Genomic DNA, 19,348 nt, shown 5'->3' on the forward strand with positions numbered 1-19,348 from the left:
GCCGTAAGGCGAAATAGGGATGGAGTTTTCGGACTAATGGTTAAAATGGAAATGAAAGGCAAATAACATAAATATATAATAGATAAAAATCAATAAGTTATAATATATCCATATTAATTAACCACTACGTATTTTCTTAAAATAAACCGCAGCAATTAACGGGTTAAGCGTCTTTTTCGGATTAAACTCAGATTCAGAATTTGAGTTAACTAACAGACATCAGGAATTATCCGATAAAAAAATGCCGGCATTAAGCCGGCACGTTTTCATGACGTTTTAATTACGCACGCCAGGCTTTATAACGGTTGATCAAACCATTTGTCGAGCTGTCATGGCTGGCAATTGCTTTATCGTCACCCAGCTCTGGCAGAATACGGTTTGCCAGCTGTTTGCCCAGCTCAACGCCCCACTGGTCAAAGGTGAAGATGTTCAGGATGGCGCCCTGCGTGAAGATCTTGTGCTCGTACAGGGCAATCAGCGCGCCCAGGCTGAACGGCGTGATTTCGCGCAGCAGGATGGAGTTGGTTGGGCGGTTGCCTTCGAACACTTTGAACGGCACAACGTGGTCCAGGGTTGCCGGATCTTTACCCTGGTCACGGTATTCTTGTTCAACCACTTCGCGGGATTTACCGAACGCCAGCGCTTCGGTCTGCGCAAAGAAGTTCGACAGCAGCTTCGGATGGTGGTCGGACAGCGGGTTATGGGTGATAGCCGGGGCGATGAAATCGCACGGTACCATTTTGGTGCCCTGGTGGATCAGCTGGTAGAAAGCATGCTGGCCGTTGGTGCCCGGCTCGCCCCAGATGATTGGGCCAGTCTGGTAATCCACCGCGTTGCCGTTACGGTCAACGTACTTACCGTTGGATTCCATGTTGCCCTGCTGGAAGTAAGCAGCAAAGCGGTGCATGTACTGGTCGTATGGCAGAATCGCTTCGGTTTCAGCGCCGAAGAAGTTGTTGTACCAGATACCGATCAGCGCCAGCAGCACCGGCAGGTTTTTCTCTGGTGCGGTGGTGGAGAAGTGTTTGTCCATCGCGTGCGCGCCGGAGAGCAGCTCGACGAAGTTGTCGAAGCCCACGGACAGGATGATGGACAGACCGATCGCAGACCACAGGGAGTAGCGGCCGCCGACCCAGTCCCAGAACTCGAACATGTTCGCGGTATCAATGCCGAACTCGCTGACCGCTTTACCGTTGGTAGACAGCGCCGCGAAGTGTTTCGCCACGTGCTTGTTGTCGCCTGCGGTTTTCAGGAACCAGTCGCGCGCGCTGTGGGCATTGGTCATGGTTTCCTGAGTGGTGAAGGTTTTGGACGCAACCAGGAACAGGGTGGTTTCCGGGTTCACGTTCTTCAGCACTTCGGCGATGTGGGTACCATCGACGTTAGACACAAAGTGCATATTGAGGTGGTTTTTATACGGGCGCAGCGCTTCGGTCACCATGAACGGGCCGAGGTCAGAACCGCCGATACCGATGTTCACCACGTCGGTGATCGCTTTGCCGGTGTAGCCTTTCCAGCTACCGGAGATGATCGCTTCGGAGAAGGTTTTCATCTTTTCCAGCACCGCGTTCACTTCCGGCATGACGTCTTTGCCGTCAACGATGATTGGCGTATTGCTACGGTTACGCAGGGCCACGTGAAGCACGGCACGGTCTTCGGTACGGTTAATTTTCTCACCGGAGAACATGGATTTGATGGCGTCGGCAAGCTCGGTTTCTTTCGCCAGATCCTGCAGTTTTGCCAGCGTCTCTTCGGTAATGCGGTTTTTGGAGAAATCCACCAGCATCAGGTCGTCGAAGGTCGCGGAGAACTTAGAGAAACGATCGGCATCCTTCGCGAACAGATCCGCGATGGTGACGTCTTTCATTTCATCAAAATGTTTCTGGAGTGCCTGCCAGGCAGCGGTCTGCGTTGGGTTGATGTTTTTCATTAGCAATACTCTTCTGATTTGAGAATTGTGACTGCGGTCGATTGTAGCGCCTGCAAATAAAAATTGTGATGGTTTTTATGCCATTGCCCTGGCCTGCATCAAACACAGGTGAAAAGACCCGAAAAGTATAGCTGCTGAAGCGCCCTCCCGGGGCGGCGAAATGTCGCCCAAAACAGGCTAAAATGGAGCATAAAATATGGCCCTGTTATAAGTCCTGTTTCTCAGGGGTACCCCCCCATAAAAAATCCGCATAATCCCAGCATTGACAGGACCTCCCCCGCATTTTATTTATAGGGCCGTATTTTGCGCCTGCACCTGTTTTCGTTTCACTCTTGTGCCAAGGTCGCTTATTCATTCCCTGACACGAGGTTGTTATGACGAGTTTTGTGGTCGCCAAATTTGGCGGCACCAGTGTGGCCGATTACGATGCCATGAACCGCAGCGCCGATGTGGTGCTGGCCGATCCGAATACCCGCCTGGTGGTGCTGTCTGCCTCCGCCGGCGTGACGAACCTGCTGGTTTCTCTGTCTGAAGGACTGGAAGCGACAGAACGTTTCGTGAAGCTGGATGCACTGCGCAAAATTCAGTTCGACATCCTTGAACGTCTGCAGAACCCAAACGTCATCCGCGAGGAAGTGGAACGTCTGCTGGAAAATATCACCACTCTGGCAGAAGCGGCGTCTCTGGCTACCTCCACCGCCCTGACCGACGAACTGGTCAGCCACGGCGAGCTGATGTCTACCCTGCTGTTTGTTGAAATCATGCGCGAGCGTAACGTTCAGGCGCAGTGGTTTGACGTGCGTAAAGTGATGCGTACCAGCGATCGCTTTGGCCGCGCCGAGCCGGACGTTGAGGCGCTGGCGGAGCTGACCAATCAGCAGCTGGCACCACGCCTGGCAGACGGTATCGTGATTACCCAGGGCTTTATCGGCAGTGAAGCGAAAGGCCGCACCACCACGCTTGGCCGCGGCGGCAGCGACTACACCGCCGCGCTGCTGGGCGAAGCCCTGCATGCAACGCGCGTGGATATCTGGACGGACGTTCCGGGCATTTACACCACCGACCCGCGCGTCGTTTCTGCGGCTAAACGTATTGATGTGATCGCCTTTGAAGAAGCGGCTGAAATGGCCACCTTCGGTGCGAAAGTGCTGCACCCGGCAACGCTGCTGCCGGCCGTACGCAGCGATATTCCGGTCTTCGTCGGCTCCAGCAAAGATCCGAAAGCGGGCGGGACGCTGGTCTGCAAGAAAACGGAAAACCCACCTCTGTTCCGCGCCCTGGCCCTGCGCCGTCGCCAGACGCTGGTGACGCTCCACAGCCACAATATGCTGCATTCACGCGGTTTCCTGGCGGAAGTGTTTGGCATTCTGGCGCGCCACAATATTTCGGTGGATCTGATCACCACCTCTGAAGTGAGCATTGCGCTAACGCTGGACACCACCGGCTCGACCTCCACCGGCGACACGCTGCTGACGCAGTCGCTGCTGATTGAGCTGTCTGAGCTGTGCCGCGTGGAAGTAGAAGAAGACCTGGCGCTGGTTGCCATCATCGGCAACAAGCTGTCGCGCGCCTGCGGCGTGGGTAAAGAGGTGTTCGGCGTGCTCGACCCGTTCAGCATCCGCATGATCTGCTACGGCGCATCCAGCTACAACCTCTGCTTCCTGGTGCCTGCCGATCAGGCCGAGCAGGTCGTGCAGAAACTTCATCAGAATTTGTTTGAATAAAATTCGTTAGCACGATAAACAATACCTATAAGCCGGGCACAGACCCGGCTTTTTCATAACTAAACAACACGACAATACTGCAAGGAATTCACTATGTTATCCGTCATCACACGGTTGTTCCCGTTATGGGCGCTGCTGCTCTCCGTACTCGCGTATTACACCCCCGCCACGTTCACGGGCATTGGTCCGTGGGTCGCCACGCTGCTGATGCTGATCATGTTCGGTATGGGCGTGCATCTGAAAGTCGACGACTTTAAACGCGTGCTGTCTCGCCCTGCGCCCGTCGCCGCAGGGATCTTCCTGCACTACCTCGTGATGCCGCTTGCGGCGTGGCTGCTGGCGATGGCCTTTAAGATGCCGCCCGATCTCTCCGCCGGGATGGTGCTGGTGGGCAGCGTGGCCAGCGGCACGGCGTCCAACGTCATGATCTACCTGGCAAAAGGCGACGTGGCGCTCTCCGTCACCATCTCCTCCGTTTCAACGCTGGTTGGCGTGATTGCCACGCCGCTGTTAACCCGCCTGTACGTGGACGCGCATATTCAGGTGGACGTGATGGGCATGCTGCTCAGCATTCTGCAGATTGTGGTGATCCCGATTGCGCTGGGGCTGGTCATTCACCATCTTTTCCCGCGCGTGGTGAAGGCCGTTGAGCCGTACCTGCCCGCGTTTTCGATGGTCTGCATTCTGGCAATCATCAGCGCCGTGGTGGCGGGTTCCGCATCGCACATTGCCTCCGTGGGCTTTGTGGTAATCATCGCCGTGGTGCTGCATAACACTATTGGCCTGCTGGGCGGCTACTGGGGCGGGAAGCTGTTCGGTTTTGACGAATCGACCTGCCGCACGCTGGCAATCGAGGTAGGCATGCAGAACTCCGGCCTGGCGGCGGCGCTCGGTAAAATTTACTTCTCCCCGCTGGCGGCCCTGCCTGGCGCGCTGTTCTCCGTCTGGCATAACCTCTCCGGCTCGCTGCTGGCGGGCTACTGGTCCGGCAAACCGATTGATGAACAAACGAAAAAAGATGCGGTGAAGCAGGGTTAATTTACGCGGCTTGCTTTACACTGAAGCCTCTCTATCAGGAGGCTTCAGCAATGGCTACACCACGTTTGACCCAGAAAGACATGACGGAAGCCGAGCTGCGCGAACTGAAAACGCTTCTCGACCGCGCCCGTATCGCACATGGCCGCACGCTGACGAACGCCGAAACCAATCAGGTGAAAAAAGAGTACATCGATAAGCTGATGGCGCAGCGTGACGCCGCGGCGAAAAAAGCCCGCAAGCTGAAAAAAGAGCAGGCTTATAAACCCGATGCAGAGGCGACCTTTTCCTGGTCGGCCACAACGTCTACCCGTGGAAGGCGCTAATCAGCGCCCTTTCTTTTTGCGCCCCGGCTGGGTAAAGCGTTTTCCATTCCCCGGCTTGCCTCGCCCCTTATCTTCCGCCTGCGGCGCCTTCACCACCGGGCGCTTAATCGCCTGGGTTTTCGGTTTGGCTTTGGCCTTCGGCTTCGCTTCGGACGAGGAATTCTCGATAAGCTTGAAGAGTTCAATCAGCTCGTCATCCGTTAAATCGCGCCACTCGCCCAGCGGGATACCGGACAGGCTGACGTTCATGATGCGCGTGCGTTCCAGCTTCGTCACTTCATAACCGAAGTGCTCGCACATACGGCGGATCTGGCGGTTTAAGCCCTGCACCAGCGTAATGCGGAACGCGAACGGCGCTTCTTTCTTCACCTTACACTTTTTCGTGACGGTACCGAGGATCGGCACGCCCGCGCCCATGCCGCGAATAAATTCGTCCGTGACCGGCTTATTCACCGTCACAATGTACTCTTTCTCGTGGTCGTTACCGGCACGCAGAATTTTGTTGACCAGATCGCCGTGGTTGGTGAGGAAAATCAGCCCCTGAGAGTCTTTATCCAGACGGCCAATCGGGAAGATACGGCTGCTGTGGTTCACGAAATCAACGATGTTGTCCCGCTCACCGTCTTCCGTGGTGCTGACAATCCCAACCGGTTTGTTCAACGCGATAAACACCAGGTCTTCAGCATCACGCGGTTCGATGACCTGACCATTCACTTTAACCACATCGCCAGGGACCACCTGGTCGCCGATGGTGGCGCGTTTGCCGTTAAGAAACACGTTACCTTGTTCAATGTAACGGTCAGCCTCGCGACGTGAGCAGATCCCGCTCTCGCTAATGTATTTGTTTAATCGGGTTGATTGAGTTGGCAGCATAGTTTCTCCTGTGAAGGGCGAAATATACCTTACCTTGCGGCTGACAAAAAAGTGTTAGTAACCGTTGATCAAAAAATCGAGTGCATCCCGCAATGAAGACCGGTTTTGTGTAAGATCGGCAACACGCTCACCTAACTCTTTTGGCGATATGCCAGCCATCATGTGCATCATAACCACGCAGGGCTTACCCGCTATCTCAACGACAGGGCACACTTTCGCAGGCGGCTGAATGCCTCCCAGGTGGCTAAGCTCAACTGCTGGGGCGACCAGGACATGCTTCATCACATTGGCCACGGGATGCTGCATATTGATTAGCCAGGGATAGGCAGTTTTCCCCTTACCTTCATTCTCATAAGCAAAATATTGCTCCATCAGAACGATCTCTGAGAATCACTAAAGGAGCCGTTTTCATCAACCCACTGGTTAATGGCCTCGATAGCAGCTTTATTTTCTGCTAACCACTCTGCGCGCTGATGCGCTCGAAACTGCTCCTGCAGCGCAGCCGTGAGTACAGCAGAGAGATTAAGTTTAAGCCGACGCGCCTCTTCAAGGATTTCTGGTGCTAACGACACATTGACTGATTTTTTGATGCCTTGAGTAGCGCGCATGAAAACCCCCATCGGAATGCGCATGAATTGGCGAAGTGTAGCGTAATAAACGAGCATTTTCTATTCCCTTCAAAATGTAAGGTCTGAAGAGTAAATGGCGCTTTATAAAGTGTCACGCCCCGCAAAACGATTTTGCGAGGCGCTTTCAGAGATTAATACTCATCCCGCTCGTCGTCTTCATCCGGCTGTTCCATCACGCTGTACGCCACCGCGCAGAACAACGAGTTGAGACGCTTCATATCCCCCAGCAGCCCCAGATGCAGGGAGCTGGTCTCGATACTCTGCACGTTCTGCTGGTGCAGACGCTCAACGTGGGCGTGCGAATAGCGGCGGTTCAGAATGCGGAAACGATGTTTGTTGCGGCGCAGGCGGCGCGCGCTCGGCACGTCGCTGGAGAAGAAGACCAGCATCGCCAGCTTGAGGTTGCTGACCAGCTGTTCGTGCAGCGCTTCCAGCTCCTTCAGGCCTTCACCTGAAAACGCACGACGCGCGGCAAGGGATTTGTCGGCGATCTCGCTGCCCATACGCTCCACGATATCCGAGGCCTGCTCAAGGTTAAGCGACATCTCGATGATTTCCGCCCAGCGGCGGGACTCCTCTTCCGCCAGCTCGTCCTGCGGCATACGCGCCAGGTAAAGCTTAATGGCGGTATAGAGCACGTTGATATCGTCCGCCAGTCTGCGCAGTTCTTTCTCTTCACGCGGCTCGCCGTGCATCACCTTTTGCAGGCCTTCGAGCATGGTTTCCATTGCGTCGCCCATGCGCAGCGTCTCGCGCGCGGCATTCGCCAGCGCCAGCGCCGGGGTATCCAGCGCGGACGTATCCAGGTGCTTCGGCTTCAGGCGCGCATCCAGCTCCGGTTCGTCCTGAATGAGGCGTTCGCAGAAGCGGGCCATCGGCGCGGCAAACGGCACCATCGCCAGGCAGCGCACCAGGTTGTAGAAGACGTGGAAGTAGATCACCAGCTCCGCCTTCGGCAGCGGGAGATTGTCCATCAGGTTCGCCAGCGGGTGGATAAAGGGCAGGATAATCAGGCTGCCCACCAGCTTAAACAGCAGGCTGCCCAGCGCCACGCGGCGGGCGGCGGCATTGGCCGCGCTGTTGTTAAGCATCGCCAGCAGGCCGGAGCCGAGGTTAGCCCCGATCACCAGACACAGCGCTACCGGGAAAGAGATCGCCCCTGCGGCGGTAAGCGTGGCCGTCAGCAGGACCGCCGCCAGGCTGGAGTAGCTGACGATAGCAAACACCGCGCCAATGAGCGCGTCCAGCATGATGTCCCCGGTCAGGGAGGCGAAGATGACCTGAACGCCATTGGCCTCGGTGATTGGCGTGACCGCCTGCACAATCAGCTCCAGCGCCAGCAGGATCAGCCCGAGGCCAATTCCTACGCGCCCGAGCTGCCCGGCGCGCGTCTGTTTGCGGCCGAGGAAGAAGATGACGCCGAGAAAAATCAGCAGCGGCGACAGCCAGGAGAGATCGAAGGTCAGAACACGCGCCATCAGCGCGGTACCTACATCCGCACCCAGCACAATCACCAGCGCCGGGGCCAGCGCCACCAGATCCTGCGCCACAAAGGAGGTGACAAGCAGGGTCGTGGCGTTACTGCTCTGCACCAGTGCCGTTACGCCAATGCCCGCGCAGAAGGCGAGCGGCTTCTTCTCAACGCTGCTGCTGAGAACGGTACGCAAGCGCGCGCCAAATACGCGCATCACGCCGGTACGGACGATATGGGTGCCCCATACGAGCAGGGCGACTGCAGAGAGCAGGTGTAACAGGGTCAGCACGGAAGGTTTTCCTCCTTATCGTTATTCGTTTTCCATAGGTTCAGTATAAGGGTTTAAACGTAAGAAAGAGACAGGGCGCCCAATGAGCGCCCTGTTTGTTGTAAGGAAAAGTGATTTTAGTCGGCGTCGTAGCCGAGATTAGGCGCCAGCCAGCGCTCCACTTCAGACACGCTCATGCCTTTGCGCAGGGCGTAATCTTCAATCTGATCCCGCTGCAGCTGCGCCACGGCAAAGTACTTGCTGTCCGGATGGCTGAAGTACCAGCCGGAAACGGACGCGCCTGGCCACATGGCGAACGACTCGGTGAGCTTCATGCCGGTATGGGCTTCCACGTCCAGCAGCTTCCAGATGGTGCCTTTTTCGGTGTGTTCCGGACAGGCCGGGTATCCCGGCGCCGGGCGAATCCCCTGGTAATTTTCGCGGATCAGATCCTCATTGCTGAGGTTTTCATTCGCCGCGTAGCCCCAGTGCACCTTACGCACGCGCTCGTGGAGGTACTCGGCGAAGGCTTCCGCCAGGCGGTCGGCAATCGCTTTCACCATGATTTTATTGTAATCATCGTGCTGCGCTTCGAACGCGTCCGCCAGCGCGTCTTCCTCCAGACCGCCGGTCACCGCAAAGGCGCCGATATAGTCGGCTTTACCACTCAGCTTCGGCGCGACAAAATCGGCCAGGCAGTAGTTGGCAAAGCCCACTTTCTCGGTTTGCTGGCGCAGATGGCGGCTGACCGCCAGCACGTGGGTGCGGGTTTCATCGCGATAGATTTCGATGTCGTCGCCCACGCGGTTCGCCGGGAACAGGCCCACCACGCCGCGCGGGTTGAGGCTTTTCTCTGCGCTCAGCGTGTCGAGCATATCATTGGCATCTTTAAACAGGCGCTTCGCCTCCTCGCCAACCACCTCGTCTTCCAGGATGCGCGGATATTTGCCCGCCAGCGACCAGGTCATAAAGAACGGCGTCCAGTCGATGTAGTTGCGCAGCGTCTCGATGCTGGCCGTTACGTCCTGCACGCCCAGGCGGTGCGCGACCGGCGGCGTGTAGCTGGACCAGTCGAAGGCCAGATCGTTGTCGCGCGCCGCCTGAAGCGAAACAGGCGGGGTGCGCGGCTTCTTACGGCCGTGCTGGATGCGAACGGTTTCGTACTCTTTGCGGGTGCGCGCCACAAAATCGTCGCGCTGGGTGTCGGAGAGCAGCGCGGAGACCACGCCCACGGTGCGCGAGGCGTTCTGCACGTAGACCGTCGGGCCGCTGTAGTTCTGCTCGATTTTCACCGCCGTATGCGCTTTTGAGGTGGTCGCCCCGCCAATCAATAGCGGAATGGTGAAGCCCTGTCGCTCCATCTCTTTTGCCACGTTGACCATTTCGTCCAGCGACGGCGTAATCAGCCCGGAGAGGCCAATCAGGTCGGCGTTCACTTCGCGCGCGGTCTTGAGAATTTTGTCCGCCGGGACCATCACGCCGAGGTCGATAATCTCGTAGTTATTACACTGCAGCACTACGCCAACGATGTTCTTGCCGATGTCGTGCACGTCGCCCTTCACGGTGGCGATAACCATCTTGCCGTTGCTGGAGCCTTTCTCTTTGCTGGCTTCGATGTAGGGCTCCAGATAGGCCACTGCCTGCTTCATCACGCGGGCGGATTTCACCACCTGCGGCAGGAACATTTTGCCCTCACCGAACAGATCGCCGACCACGTTCATGCCGTCCATCAGGGGACCTTCGATCACCTCAATCGGGCGGGCTGCCTGCTGGCGCGCCTCTTCGGTATCGAGCTCGATAAATTCGGTGATGCCTTTGACCAGCGAGTATTCCAGGCGCTTTTTCACGTCCCACGAACGCCACTCGGCCTGCTGAACGTTTGCCGCCTCATCCGATTTGCTGCCGCGGTATTTCTCCGCCAGGTCCAGCATGCGCTCGGTGGCGTCGTCGCGGCGGTTAAGGATCACGTCCTCGACGGCGTCGCGCAGCTCGGCGGGAAGGTCGTCGTAAATCGCCAGCTGGCCGGCGTTAACGATCCCCATGTCCATGCCGTTGCGGATGGCGTAGTAGAGGAACACGGCGTGGATCGCTTCGCGCACCGGGTCGTTGCCGCGGAACGAGAACGACACGTTCGATACGCCGCCGGAGATCAGCGCATGCGGCAGCTCTCGCTTGATGTCTTCACATGCGCCGATAAAGTCCTGGGCGTAGTTGTTGTGCTCTTCAATCCCGGTCGCAACGGCGAAGATATTCGGGTCAAAGATAATGTCTTCCGGCGGGAAGCCCACCTCTTCGGTCAAAATCTTGTACGCGCGGCGGCAAATCTCGATTTTGCGCTCGCGGGTATCGGCCTGACCCACTTCGTCAAAGGCCATCACCACCACGGCGGCACCGTAGCGGCGGACCATCTTCGCGTGGTGGATAAAGATATCGACACCCTCTTTCATCGAGATGGAGTTGACGATGCCTTTACCCTGAATGCACTTCAGCCCTTTTTCGATGACCTCCCACTTGGAGGAGTCAATCATGATCGGCACGCGGGCAATGTCCGGCTCACCGGCAATCAGGTTGAGGAAACGCACCATCGCCGCTTCGGCGTCGAGCATCCCCTCATCCATGTTGATATCGATAATCTGCGCGCCGCTTTCCACCTGCTGGCGGGCAACGTCCAGCGCTTCGCTGTACTTCTCTTCTTTAATCAGGCGCTTGAACTTTGCGGAACCGGTGACGTTAGTACGCTCACCCACGTTCACAAACAGGCTGTCGTCGCCGATGGTCAACGGCTCCAGGCCGGACAGACGACAGGCAACCGGAAGCTCGGGCAGCTTGCGCGGCGGCAGACCGGCGACGGCGTTGCTCATGGCCGCGATGTGCTCCGGCGTGGTACCGCAGCAGCCGCCGACGATGTTCAGGAAGCCAGACTCGGCCCACTCGCGGATTTGCACCGCCATGGTGTCGGCATCGAGATCGTATTCACCAAACGCGTTTGGCAGACCGGCGTTCGGGTGGGCGGTGACGTAGCATTCCGCGATACGGGAAAGCTCCTGCACGTACTGGCGCAGTTCATCCGGCCCCAGCGCGCAGTTCAGGCCAAAGGAGAGCGCTTCGGCGTGGCGCAGGGAGTTATAAAACGCTTCGGTTGTCTGGCCGGACAGGGTACGGCCGGAGGCGTCGGTGATGGTGCCGGAAATCATGATTGGCAGGTCAACGCCGAGCGCTTCAAACTCCTCTTTCACCGCGTAAATCGCGGCTTTGGCATTGAGGGTATCGAATACGGTTTCAATCAGAATCAGATCGGAACCGCCTTCCACCAGCGCTTTGGTCGATTCACGGTAGGCCGCGACCAGCTGATCGAAGGTGATATTACGAAACGCCGGGTCGTTGACGTCCGGTGAAATCGACGCGGTGCGGTTCGTCGGGCCAAGCACCCCGGCAACGTAGCGAGGCTTGTCCGGCGTGCGGGCCGTCCACTCGTCGGCGCAGGCGCGCGCCAGCTTCGCGGCTTCCAGGTTGATTTCCGCCGACAGGGATTCCATCTGGTAATCCGCCATAGCGATAGTTGTCGAGTTAAAGGTGTTGGTTTCAACGATATCCGCACCCGCTTCGAAGTAGGCGTTGTGGATATCCTTAATGACGGACGGCTTGCTGAGCACCAGCAGGTCGTTGTTCCCTTTCAGGTCGCAGGGCCAGTCGGCAAAGCGTTCGCCGCGGAAATCATCTTCACTCAGACGATACCCCTGGATCATGGTGCCCATGCCGCCGTCCAGCACCAGAATTCGTTCATTTAACTGCGCACGCAGTTGCTCTACTTTGCTGCTCACACTTGCTCCCGACAACGCTCAACAAGGCCAAAAGGCTGCGTTCCATACTGGCACAATCTCGCAGGGTGGAAAAGCCGCACAGCGGTAACATGAGACATGTTCACCATCACTCCTCCGATCAGTCAGGATAACGGTTGCAAATTCACCAAATAAAACGAAAATGATTTCCACGATACAGAAAAAGGAGATCGTCATGGTCGCGACCGTTCCCGCTAAACGCGGCAGAAAACCTGCTGCCACCACCGCCGCCGCACAACAGGGCGGACAGGTTCAATCGCTCACGCGCGGTTTGAAGCTGCTGGAGTGGATAGCCGAGTCGCACAGCAGCGTGGCCCTGACGGAGCTGGCCCAGCAGGCTGGCCTGCCGAACTCCACGACGCACCGCCTGCTGACCACCATGCAGCAGCTGGGCTTTGTCCGCCAGGTCGGCGAGCTGGGGCACTGGGCGGTGGGCGCGCATGCGTTTATCGTCGGCAGCAGCTTCCTGCAGAGCCGCAACCTGCTGGCGATTGTGCACCCGATTCTGCGCAAGCTGATGGAGGAGTCCGGCGAGACCGTAAACCTGGCGGTGCTGGACCAGAGCGATCATCAGGCGATTATCATCGACCAGGTGCAGTGCACGCAGCTGATGCGCATGTCCGCACCGATTGGCGGCAAGCTGCCGATGCATGCCTCCGGGGCGGGGAAAGCGTTTCTTTCGCAGCTGAGCGAAGAGCAGGTGACGGGACTGCTGCACCGTAAAGGGCTGCACGCCTATACCCACGCCACGCTGGTGTCGCCCGTGCATCTGAAAGAAGATCTGGCCCTGACCCGCAAGCGCGGCTATTCGTTTGATGATGAAGAACATGCTCTGGGCCTGCGCTGCCTTGCGGCCTGTATTTTTGACGAGCACCGCGAGCCGTTTGCCGCCATCTCCATCTCCGGGCCGATTTCGCGGATGACCGATGACCGCGTGACCGAGCTGGGCGCGCTGGTGATTAAGGCGGCGAAAGAGGTGACGCTGGCGTACGGTGGGATTCGTTGAGATTGAGTGCGGCCTGATGCCCTCACCCCGGCCCTCTCCCACAGGGAGAGGGAGAAAATCTGATGCCCTCACCCTGCTAGAGAGGGTGCAAACCTAATGCAAAACCTCTGCTTGCGGCGGTAAGCGTACACATCTTCGACATGCCCTTTTTTGATCCGCGTTTGCAGCCCGCGCCAGTAGCTGGCGCGGAACAGATCCTCATGCATCTCTTCAAATAACGGCCCGATGCGCGGGTCGGCACACAGCCAGTGGCGAAACTCCTCCGGAAACACATCGCCCGGTGAGACGCTGTACCACGGCTCACCGGAAAGCTCATCTTCCGGGTAGCGGGGCTGTGGTATATCGCGGAAATTCACTTCGGTCATGTAGCAAATTTCGTCGTAATCGTAGAACACCACGCGCCCGTGACGGGTGACGCCGAAGTTTTTAAACAGCATGTCGCCCGGGAAAATATTGGCGGCGGCAAGCTGGCGAATCGCGTTGCCGTACTCTTCAATGGCATCCCGCAGCGCCTGGCCTTCGGACTGCTCAAGCCAGATATTCAGCGGCACCATACGGCGTTCGATGTAGAGATGGCTAATGGCAATTTTGTCGCCAAGATCGGTGATTTTCGCAGGTGCTTCCTGCATTAACAGCGCCATGAGCGCCGGGTCGATCTGCTGTTTATCCAGCACAAAGTTTTCGAACTCCTGGGTATCCGCCATGCGCCCGACGCGATCGTGCTCTTTGACCAGCTGATAGCAGGCGCGAACGTGCGCGGCGGTCATCTCTTTCTGCGGCGCGAATCTGTCTTTAATCACCTTAAAGACCCGGTCGAAACCCGGCAGCGTAAAGACCAGCATCACCATGCCGCGAATGCCGGGCGCTTCGATAAACTGCTCATCGGCCGTGGTGACATAGCGCAGGTACTCCCGGTAGCTTTCCGTTTTGGCGTGCTTCTGGCAGCCAATGGCCATATACAGCTCGGCGGTGGTTTTGCCCGGCAGGATCTCCCGCAGCCACTCCACCAGCGCGGCAGGCAGCGGGGCGTACACCATGAAATAGGAGCGGGCGAAGCCAAACACGATGCTGGCCTCGGCGCTGGTGGTCAGGCAGGTATCGACAAACAGTTCCCCGTCGTCGGTACGGTGGATCGGCAGCAGAAACGGCACAATGGCGGTCGGCGTAACCAGTTTGCCCACCAGCCAGGCGGCTTTATTGCGGTAGAAAAGCTCGTTGGCCACCTGCAAATGGCTGCGGCTGAGCACCTCCGCGCCGAAGGTTTCGTTGAGATGGGCGTGGATATAGCCGATATCCCGGGTTTTATTCTCCCAGGGCAGGCGCAGCGGCAGATCCGTTAGCACGCGGTGCAGGAGCTTTTCCCATCCGCGATCGGGAAAGAAATCTTTCGCCAGCGGACGGGGAATGGTTCGAAAGCGTCGCTCGGGCTGGGAGCTGAAGATAAATAACCGCTCTGGAGATAGTGAGCGGTGGTCAAATAACCGGCAATAGACGGAGTTGAAAAAGCTCTCCGCAATCTCGAAGCGCGGGTAATCGGGTAACAAATGGGTGTAGTGCTCTTTCACGCGCAGTAAAAATTCCGCGTCCGGGCTTTTACCGTCGGTAATACAGCGCAGCTGCTCCACCACCAGACCCACGTGGTGGTCATAGAGATGGATACGCTGCTTCATGGCCTGCTGAACCGCATGCCAGTCTGCATGTTCGAAGCGCTGCTGCGCGCCGGATGTCACTTCAAGAAAACGACCATACTGGGCATCGAAGCCCTGCAAAATAGTTTGGGCAATCAGCAATTCCAGGCCACGCGACATATATTCCCCCTCTCCCCTCTCCCCGAGAGGGGAGAGGGGGAAAAGATTAGAACTGTGCTTCTTCCGTTGAACCCGTTAAGGCGGTGACGGAGGAGGTGCCGCCCTGAATTATCGTGGTCACATTGTCAAAGTAGCCGGTCCCCACCTCCTGCTGGTGAGACACGAAGGTGTAACCGTCTTTGCCCGCCGCAAACTCCGGCTGCTGCACCTTCTCAACGTAGTGCTTCATGCCCTCACCCTGCGCATAGGCGTGCGCCAGGTCGAACATGTTGAACCACATGCTGTGGATACCGGCCAGGGTAATGAACTGGTATTTGTAGCCCATGTCGGACAGCTGCTGCTGGAAGCTGGCGATGGTTTTGTCATCCAGCTTTTTCTGCCAGTTGAAGGACGGCGAGCAGTTATAGGCCAGCAGTTTGCCCGGATACTTCGCGTGGATGGCGTCGGCAAAGCGTTTTGCCAGCGCCAGATCCGGCGTGGAGGTTTCACACCAGACCAGGTCCGCGTAAGGCGCGTACGCCAGGCCGCGGCTGATCGCCTGTTCAATGCCGGCATGGGTGCGGTAGAAGCCTTCACTGGTACGCTCGCCGGTGATGAACTCGCTGTCGTACGGGTCGCAGTCAGAGGTGATCAGGTCCGCCGCGTCCGCATCGGTACGGGCAATCACCAGCGTCGGCACGCCGAGCACGTCCGCGGCCAGACGCGCGGCAACCAGCTTCTGTACGGCTTCCTGTGTAGGAACCAGCACCTTACCGCCCATGTGTCCGCATTTTTTCACTGACGCCAGCTGGTCTTCGAAGTGAACGGCCGCTGCACCGGCCTCAATCATCGACTTCATCAGCTCGAAGGCGTTCAGCACGCCGCCGAAGCCCGCTTCCGCATCCGCGACGATCGGCAGGAAGTAGTCAATAAAGCGCGGATCTCCAGGTTCGATTCCAGCGGCCCATTGGATCTGATCTGCACGGCGGAAGGTATTGTTGATCCGATCCACCACCGACGGCACGGAGTTAGCCGGATAGAGCGACTGATCCGGGTACATGCTGGACGCCAGGTTAGCGTCCGCCGCAACCTGCCAGCCGGAGAGATAGATAGCTTCAATACCGGCCTTCGCCTGCTGCAGCGCCTGACCGCCGGTCAGCGCGCCGAGGCTGTTGATGTAGCCCTTTTTAGAGCCACCGTGCAGCAGCTTCCACATTTTCGCCGCACCGTTCTGTGCCAGCGTGCATTCCGGATTGACCGAGCCGCGTAATTTCACCACTTCCTCCGCGCTGTAAGGACGGCGGATGCCTTCCCAGCGAGGCTGTGTCCACTCTTTCTTCAACTCTTCGATTTGTTGGGTACGGGTTTTCATGTGCAGATGCTCCATATTGTTATGTGGTGAGTTACGCCAGGAAGCGGTAGCCCGGCAGGGTCAGGAAGTCGATTAAGTCATCTGATGTGGTGATTTGCTCCATCAGGCGCGCGGCGTCGTCAAAACGTCCGCTGCTGAAGCGGTGCTCGCCCAGCTCGTCCTGGATCACCCGCATCTCTTCTGCCAGCATCTGGCGGAACAGGGTCTTGGTCACCGGTTTACCGTTGCTGAGCGTTTTTTGATGGTGGATCCACTGCCAGATGGAGGTACGTGAAATCTCCGCCGTTGCGGCATCTTCCATCAGGCCGTAGATAGGTACGCAGCCGTTGCCGGAGATCCACGCTTCGATGTACTGGACCGCGACGCGGATATTGGCACGCATGCCCTCTTCCGTACGCTCGCCCGCGCACGGTGCCAGCAGCTGTTCTTCAGCCGTTGGGGCCTCGTCTTCGCGCGTGACAAACAGCTGGTTTTTGTTGTCGCCGAGAACGCGGTTAAAGACCTCCATCGCCGTATCGGCCAGGCCAGGATGGGCAATCCACGTGCCGTCGTGACCGTTACGGGCTTCAAGCTCTTTATCAGCCTTCACCTTGTTGAGCACCTGATTGTTCCGCTCTGCGTCTTTGCTCGGGATAAATGCCGCCATGCCGCCCATCGCAAAGGCGCCGCGCTTGTGGCAGGTTTTGATCAGCAGGCGCGAGTAGGCGCTCAGGAACGGTTTATCCATGGTCACGACCTGGCGATCCGGCAGTACGCGGTCGGGATAGTTTTTCAGGGTTTTGATGTAGCTGAAAATATAGTCCCAGCGCCCGCAGTTCAGGCCGACGATGTGATCGCGCAGGGCGTGCAGAATTTCATTCATCTGGAACACGGCAGGCAGCGTTTCAATTAGCAGCGTGGCTTTGATGGTGCCGCGCGGCAGGTTGAAACGATCTTCCGCGTAGCTGAAGACCTCGCTCCACCAGGCCGCTTCCTGCCAGGCCTGCGTTTTTGGCAAATAGAAATAAGGGCCGCTGCCTTTTGCCAGCAGGTTCTTGTAGTTGTGGAAGAAATAGAGTGCGAAATCAAACAGGCTGCCTGGAATGGCTTCCCCACGCCAGGTGACATGTTTTTCAGGCAGGTGCAGGCCGCGCACGCGACAGATCAGCACCGCAGGGTTTGGTTTGAGCTGGTAAATTTTGCCGGCTTCGTTGGTATAGCTGATGGTGCCGTTCACGGCGTCGCGCAGGTTGATCTGCCCCTCGATGACCTTACGCCAGTCCGGCGCCAGAGAGTCTTCAAAATCGGCCATGAAGACTTTAACGTTGGCGTTCATGGCGTTGATCACCATTTTGCGCTCTACCGGGCCGGTGATCTCAACGCGACGATCCTGTAAATCTTCAGGGATACCGCGGATTTTCCACTCACCGCGACGAATGGAAGCGGTTTCCGAAATGAATCCAGGCAACTTGCCATCGTCAATTTCCTGCTGCTGATGAATGCGCGCCGCCAGCAGCTTATTACGCTGCGGCGTAAAGCGGGTCACCAGTTCAGTCAGAAATTCTACCGCTTCCGCCGTCAACACTTGCTGTTCTTGCTCGCCATACGGCTGGGTAAAGGCCAGTTCATCGACCGTCGTTGCCTGTTGAGTCATTGCTCTGCTCCTCATCAAAGATCCAAAATCACGCCCCCGATGCGAACGAAAGATCGTTGGGTGGTTTTCGCTCAGCAGAATTAAGACTATCTATATTTTTTCTAAAATCAAAAACAATTTCCATTTTAATTATTAATTGTTATTAATTGATTGATTTCATTGAGATTAAAGTTGGATCGAACGGTGAGTGACATTTCGGAAATAAAAAAGGCACCCGAAGGTGCCTGATTTGAATAGCTGAAACGCTTTAGGATCGTTTAGTGCAGAAGATTACTCCAGCGTCGGATTCATGTGACGCAGATCGTATGGCGTTATCTGGTAGACGTAATAGTTGAGCCAGTTAGTGAAAAGCAAATTTCCGTGGCTGCGCCAGGTTGCTCTCGGTTTGTTTTGCGGATCGTCTTTCGGGAAATAGTTGTACGGTACATCCGGATTAAGACCCGCTTCGACATCACGAAAATACTCTGATGCGAGGGTATGCGGATCGTACTCAGGATGTCCGGTCACAAAAGCAATGCGTTTATCCTTGCTGGCAAACAGGTAAGCATCTCCGTCTTCCGTTTCGGCCAGGATCTCCAGATCGGTGTAATCACGAATCAGCTGGGCCGGGAAATCGGCGTAGCGAGAATGCGGGGCCAGGAAAGAGTCATCGAAACCGCGCGTCAGCAACGCATGTGGATGAAGAATATGGTGTTCGTATACGCCGGAGAGCTTTTCAGTGCGGGTTTGCTTGGGGATGCCATAAAGAATATTCAGTGCGGCTTGTACCGCCCAACAGACAAACAAGGTAGACGTGACGTGATCTTTTGCCCACTCCAGAACCTGTTTGATCTGCGGCCAGTAGGCGACATCGTTAAATTCAACCAGGCCGAGCGGCGCGCCGGTCACGATCAGTCCGTCGAAGTTTTCCCCCTGAATGTCATCGAAGTTACAGTAGAAGTTGTTCAAATGCTCAGATGGCGTGTTACGTGATTCACGGGCATCGATTCGCAGCAACTGGATATCCACCTGCAGCGGGGAGTTCGACAGAAGACGCAGGAACTGGTTTTCTGTTTCGATCTTTTTTGGCATCAGATTGAGAATAAGCACCTTCAGCGGGCGAATTTCCTGACCTGTCGCACGCGAAGCCGTCATGACGAAGACGTTTTCTTCACGCAAGAAATTGACGGCTGGTAGCTCGTCCTGCACCCGAATCGGCATAGCTTTATATCCTCACAGCATACGTATAAACGTTTAGACATCCAGATAGCTAACGATACCCAGAAACGGGCATAATGTCGAGCCTGCAAGCGGAAGGTGAGAAAGTTTCAAGGAGGGGGGAGAGGGAAAAACAAAAGCAAAAAACCCCGCACCTTACGGTACGGGGTTCTTTTAATTGATGCCTGGCAGTTCCCTACTCTCACATGGGGAGACCCCACACTACCATCGGCGCTACGGCGTTTCACTTCTGAG

General features: G+C 56.9%; 14 protein-coding genes. 4 read left to right on the top strand and 10 right to left on the bottom strand.

Annotated features, from left to right (window positions below; genetic code table 11):
* Window positions 1-280 precede the first annotated feature (280 nt).
* Window positions 281-1,930 carry a glucose-6-phosphate isomerase gene (gene pgi, locus AC27FC_RS18900; RefSeq protein WP_048977787.1) on the bottom strand — a complete coding sequence of 550 codons (1,650 nt, stop codon included), beginning with the start codon at window positions 1,928-1,930 and terminating at the stop codon, window positions 281-283.
* 374 nt (window positions 1,931-2,304) lie between these two features.
* Between pgi and lysC the strand changes: the two genes are divergently transcribed.
* From lysC to AC27FC_RS18915, 3 genes are all read left to right on the top strand, one after another.
* Window positions 2,305-3,654, top strand: a complete 1,350-nt coding sequence (gene lysC, locus AC27FC_RS18905) for a lysine-sensitive aspartokinase 3 (protein WP_023309996.1) — start codon at window positions 2,305-2,307, stop codon at window positions 3,652-3,654.
* A 93-nt stretch (window positions 3,655-3,747) separates the two neighbouring features.
* The gene (gene panS, locus AC27FC_RS18910; RefSeq protein ID WP_232960307.1) at window positions 3,748-4,692 is read left to right on the top strand and encodes a ketopantoate/pantoate/pantothenate transporter PanS; all 945 of its coding nucleotides are present in this window, start codon (window positions 3,748-3,750) and stop codon (window positions 4,690-4,692) included.
* Between the two features lie 50 nt (window positions 4,693-4,742).
* The gene (locus tag AC27FC_RS18915; protein ID WP_094935070.1) at window positions 4,743-5,015 is read left to right on the top strand and encodes a YjbD family protein; all 273 of its coding nucleotides are present in this window, start codon (window positions 4,743-4,745) and stop codon (window positions 5,013-5,015) included.
* On the opposite strand, the gene rluF is transcribed toward AC27FC_RS18915, so the two are convergent.
* From rluF to metH, 5 genes are all read right to left on the bottom strand, one after another.
* A complete protein-coding gene (rluF, locus tag AC27FC_RS18920) occupies window positions 5,016-5,888 on the bottom strand; it encodes a 23S rRNA pseudouridine(2604) synthase RluF (RefSeq protein ID WP_023309993.1) in 873 nt (290 codons plus the stop codon). It lies immediately after the preceding gene.
* Window positions 5,889-5,942: 54 nt separating this feature from the next.
* Window positions 5,943-6,260, bottom strand: a complete 318-nt coding sequence (locus tag AC27FC_RS18925; protein ID WP_048977782.1) for a CcdB family protein — start codon at window positions 6,258-6,260, stop codon at window positions 5,943-5,945.
* The gene (locus AC27FC_RS18930; protein ID WP_094935071.1) at window positions 6,260-6,553 is read right to left on the bottom strand and encodes a type II toxin-antitoxin system CcdA family antitoxin; all 294 of its coding nucleotides are present in this window, start codon (window positions 6,551-6,553) and stop codon (window positions 6,260-6,262) included. Before AC27FC_RS18930 ends, AC27FC_RS18925 begins: the two co-directional genes overlap by 1 nt.
* Before the next feature lie 95 nt (window positions 6,554-6,648).
* Window positions 6,649-8,280: a Na/Pi cotransporter family protein gene (locus AC27FC_RS18935; RefSeq protein ID WP_039264168.1), complete on the bottom strand. Its 1,632-nt coding sequence runs from the start codon at window positions 8,278-8,280 to the stop codon at window positions 6,649-6,651.
* A 116-nt stretch (window positions 8,281-8,396) separates the two neighbouring features.
* On the bottom strand, window positions 8,397-12,080 hold the full coding sequence (gene metH / locus AC27FC_RS18940) for a methionine synthase (protein WP_196355169.1): 3,684 nt from the start codon (window positions 12,078-12,080) through the stop codon (window positions 8,397-8,399).
* A gap of 193 nt (window positions 12,081-12,273) precedes the next feature.
* Between metH and iclR the strand changes: the two genes are divergently transcribed.
* Window positions 12,274-13,104, top strand: coding sequence for a glyoxylate bypass operon transcriptional repressor IclR (gene iclR, locus AC27FC_RS18945; protein ID WP_045888359.1), 831 nt, complete (start codon window positions 12,274-12,276; stop codon window positions 13,102-13,104).
* 68 nt (window positions 13,105-13,172) lie between these two features.
* On the opposite strand, the gene aceK is transcribed toward iclR, so the two are convergent.
* The 4 genes from aceK to metA all read right to left on the bottom strand — a co-directional run bounded on the left by aceK (window position 13,173) and on the right by metA (window position 19,096).
* Window positions 13,173-14,912 carry a bifunctional isocitrate dehydrogenase kinase/phosphatase gene (gene aceK / locus AC27FC_RS18950; RefSeq protein WP_196355168.1) on the bottom strand — a complete coding sequence of 580 codons (1,740 nt, stop codon included), beginning with the start codon at window positions 14,910-14,912 and terminating at the stop codon, window positions 13,173-13,175.
* A 46-nt stretch (window positions 14,913-14,958) separates the two neighbouring features.
* Window positions 14,959-16,263, bottom strand: a complete 1,305-nt coding sequence (gene aceA / locus AC27FC_RS18955; protein WP_024906665.1) for an isocitrate lyase — start codon at window positions 16,261-16,263, stop codon at window positions 14,959-14,961.
* A 31-nt stretch (window positions 16,264-16,294) separates the two neighbouring features.
* The gene (gene aceB / locus AC27FC_RS18960; protein WP_196355167.1) at window positions 16,295-17,896 is read right to left on the bottom strand and encodes a malate synthase A; all 1,602 of its coding nucleotides are present in this window, start codon (window positions 17,894-17,896) and stop codon (window positions 16,295-16,297) included.
* A gap of 270 nt (window positions 17,897-18,166) precedes the next feature.
* Window positions 18,167-19,096 carry a homoserine O-acetyltransferase MetA gene (metA, locus tag AC27FC_RS18965; protein WP_024906663.1) on the bottom strand — a complete coding sequence of 310 codons (930 nt, stop codon included), beginning with the start codon at window positions 19,094-19,096 and terminating at the stop codon, window positions 18,167-18,169.
* Window positions 19,097-19,348: the final 252 nt, after the last annotated feature.

Source organism: Enterobacter sp. C3_dUdeg, from assembly GCF_057536195.1.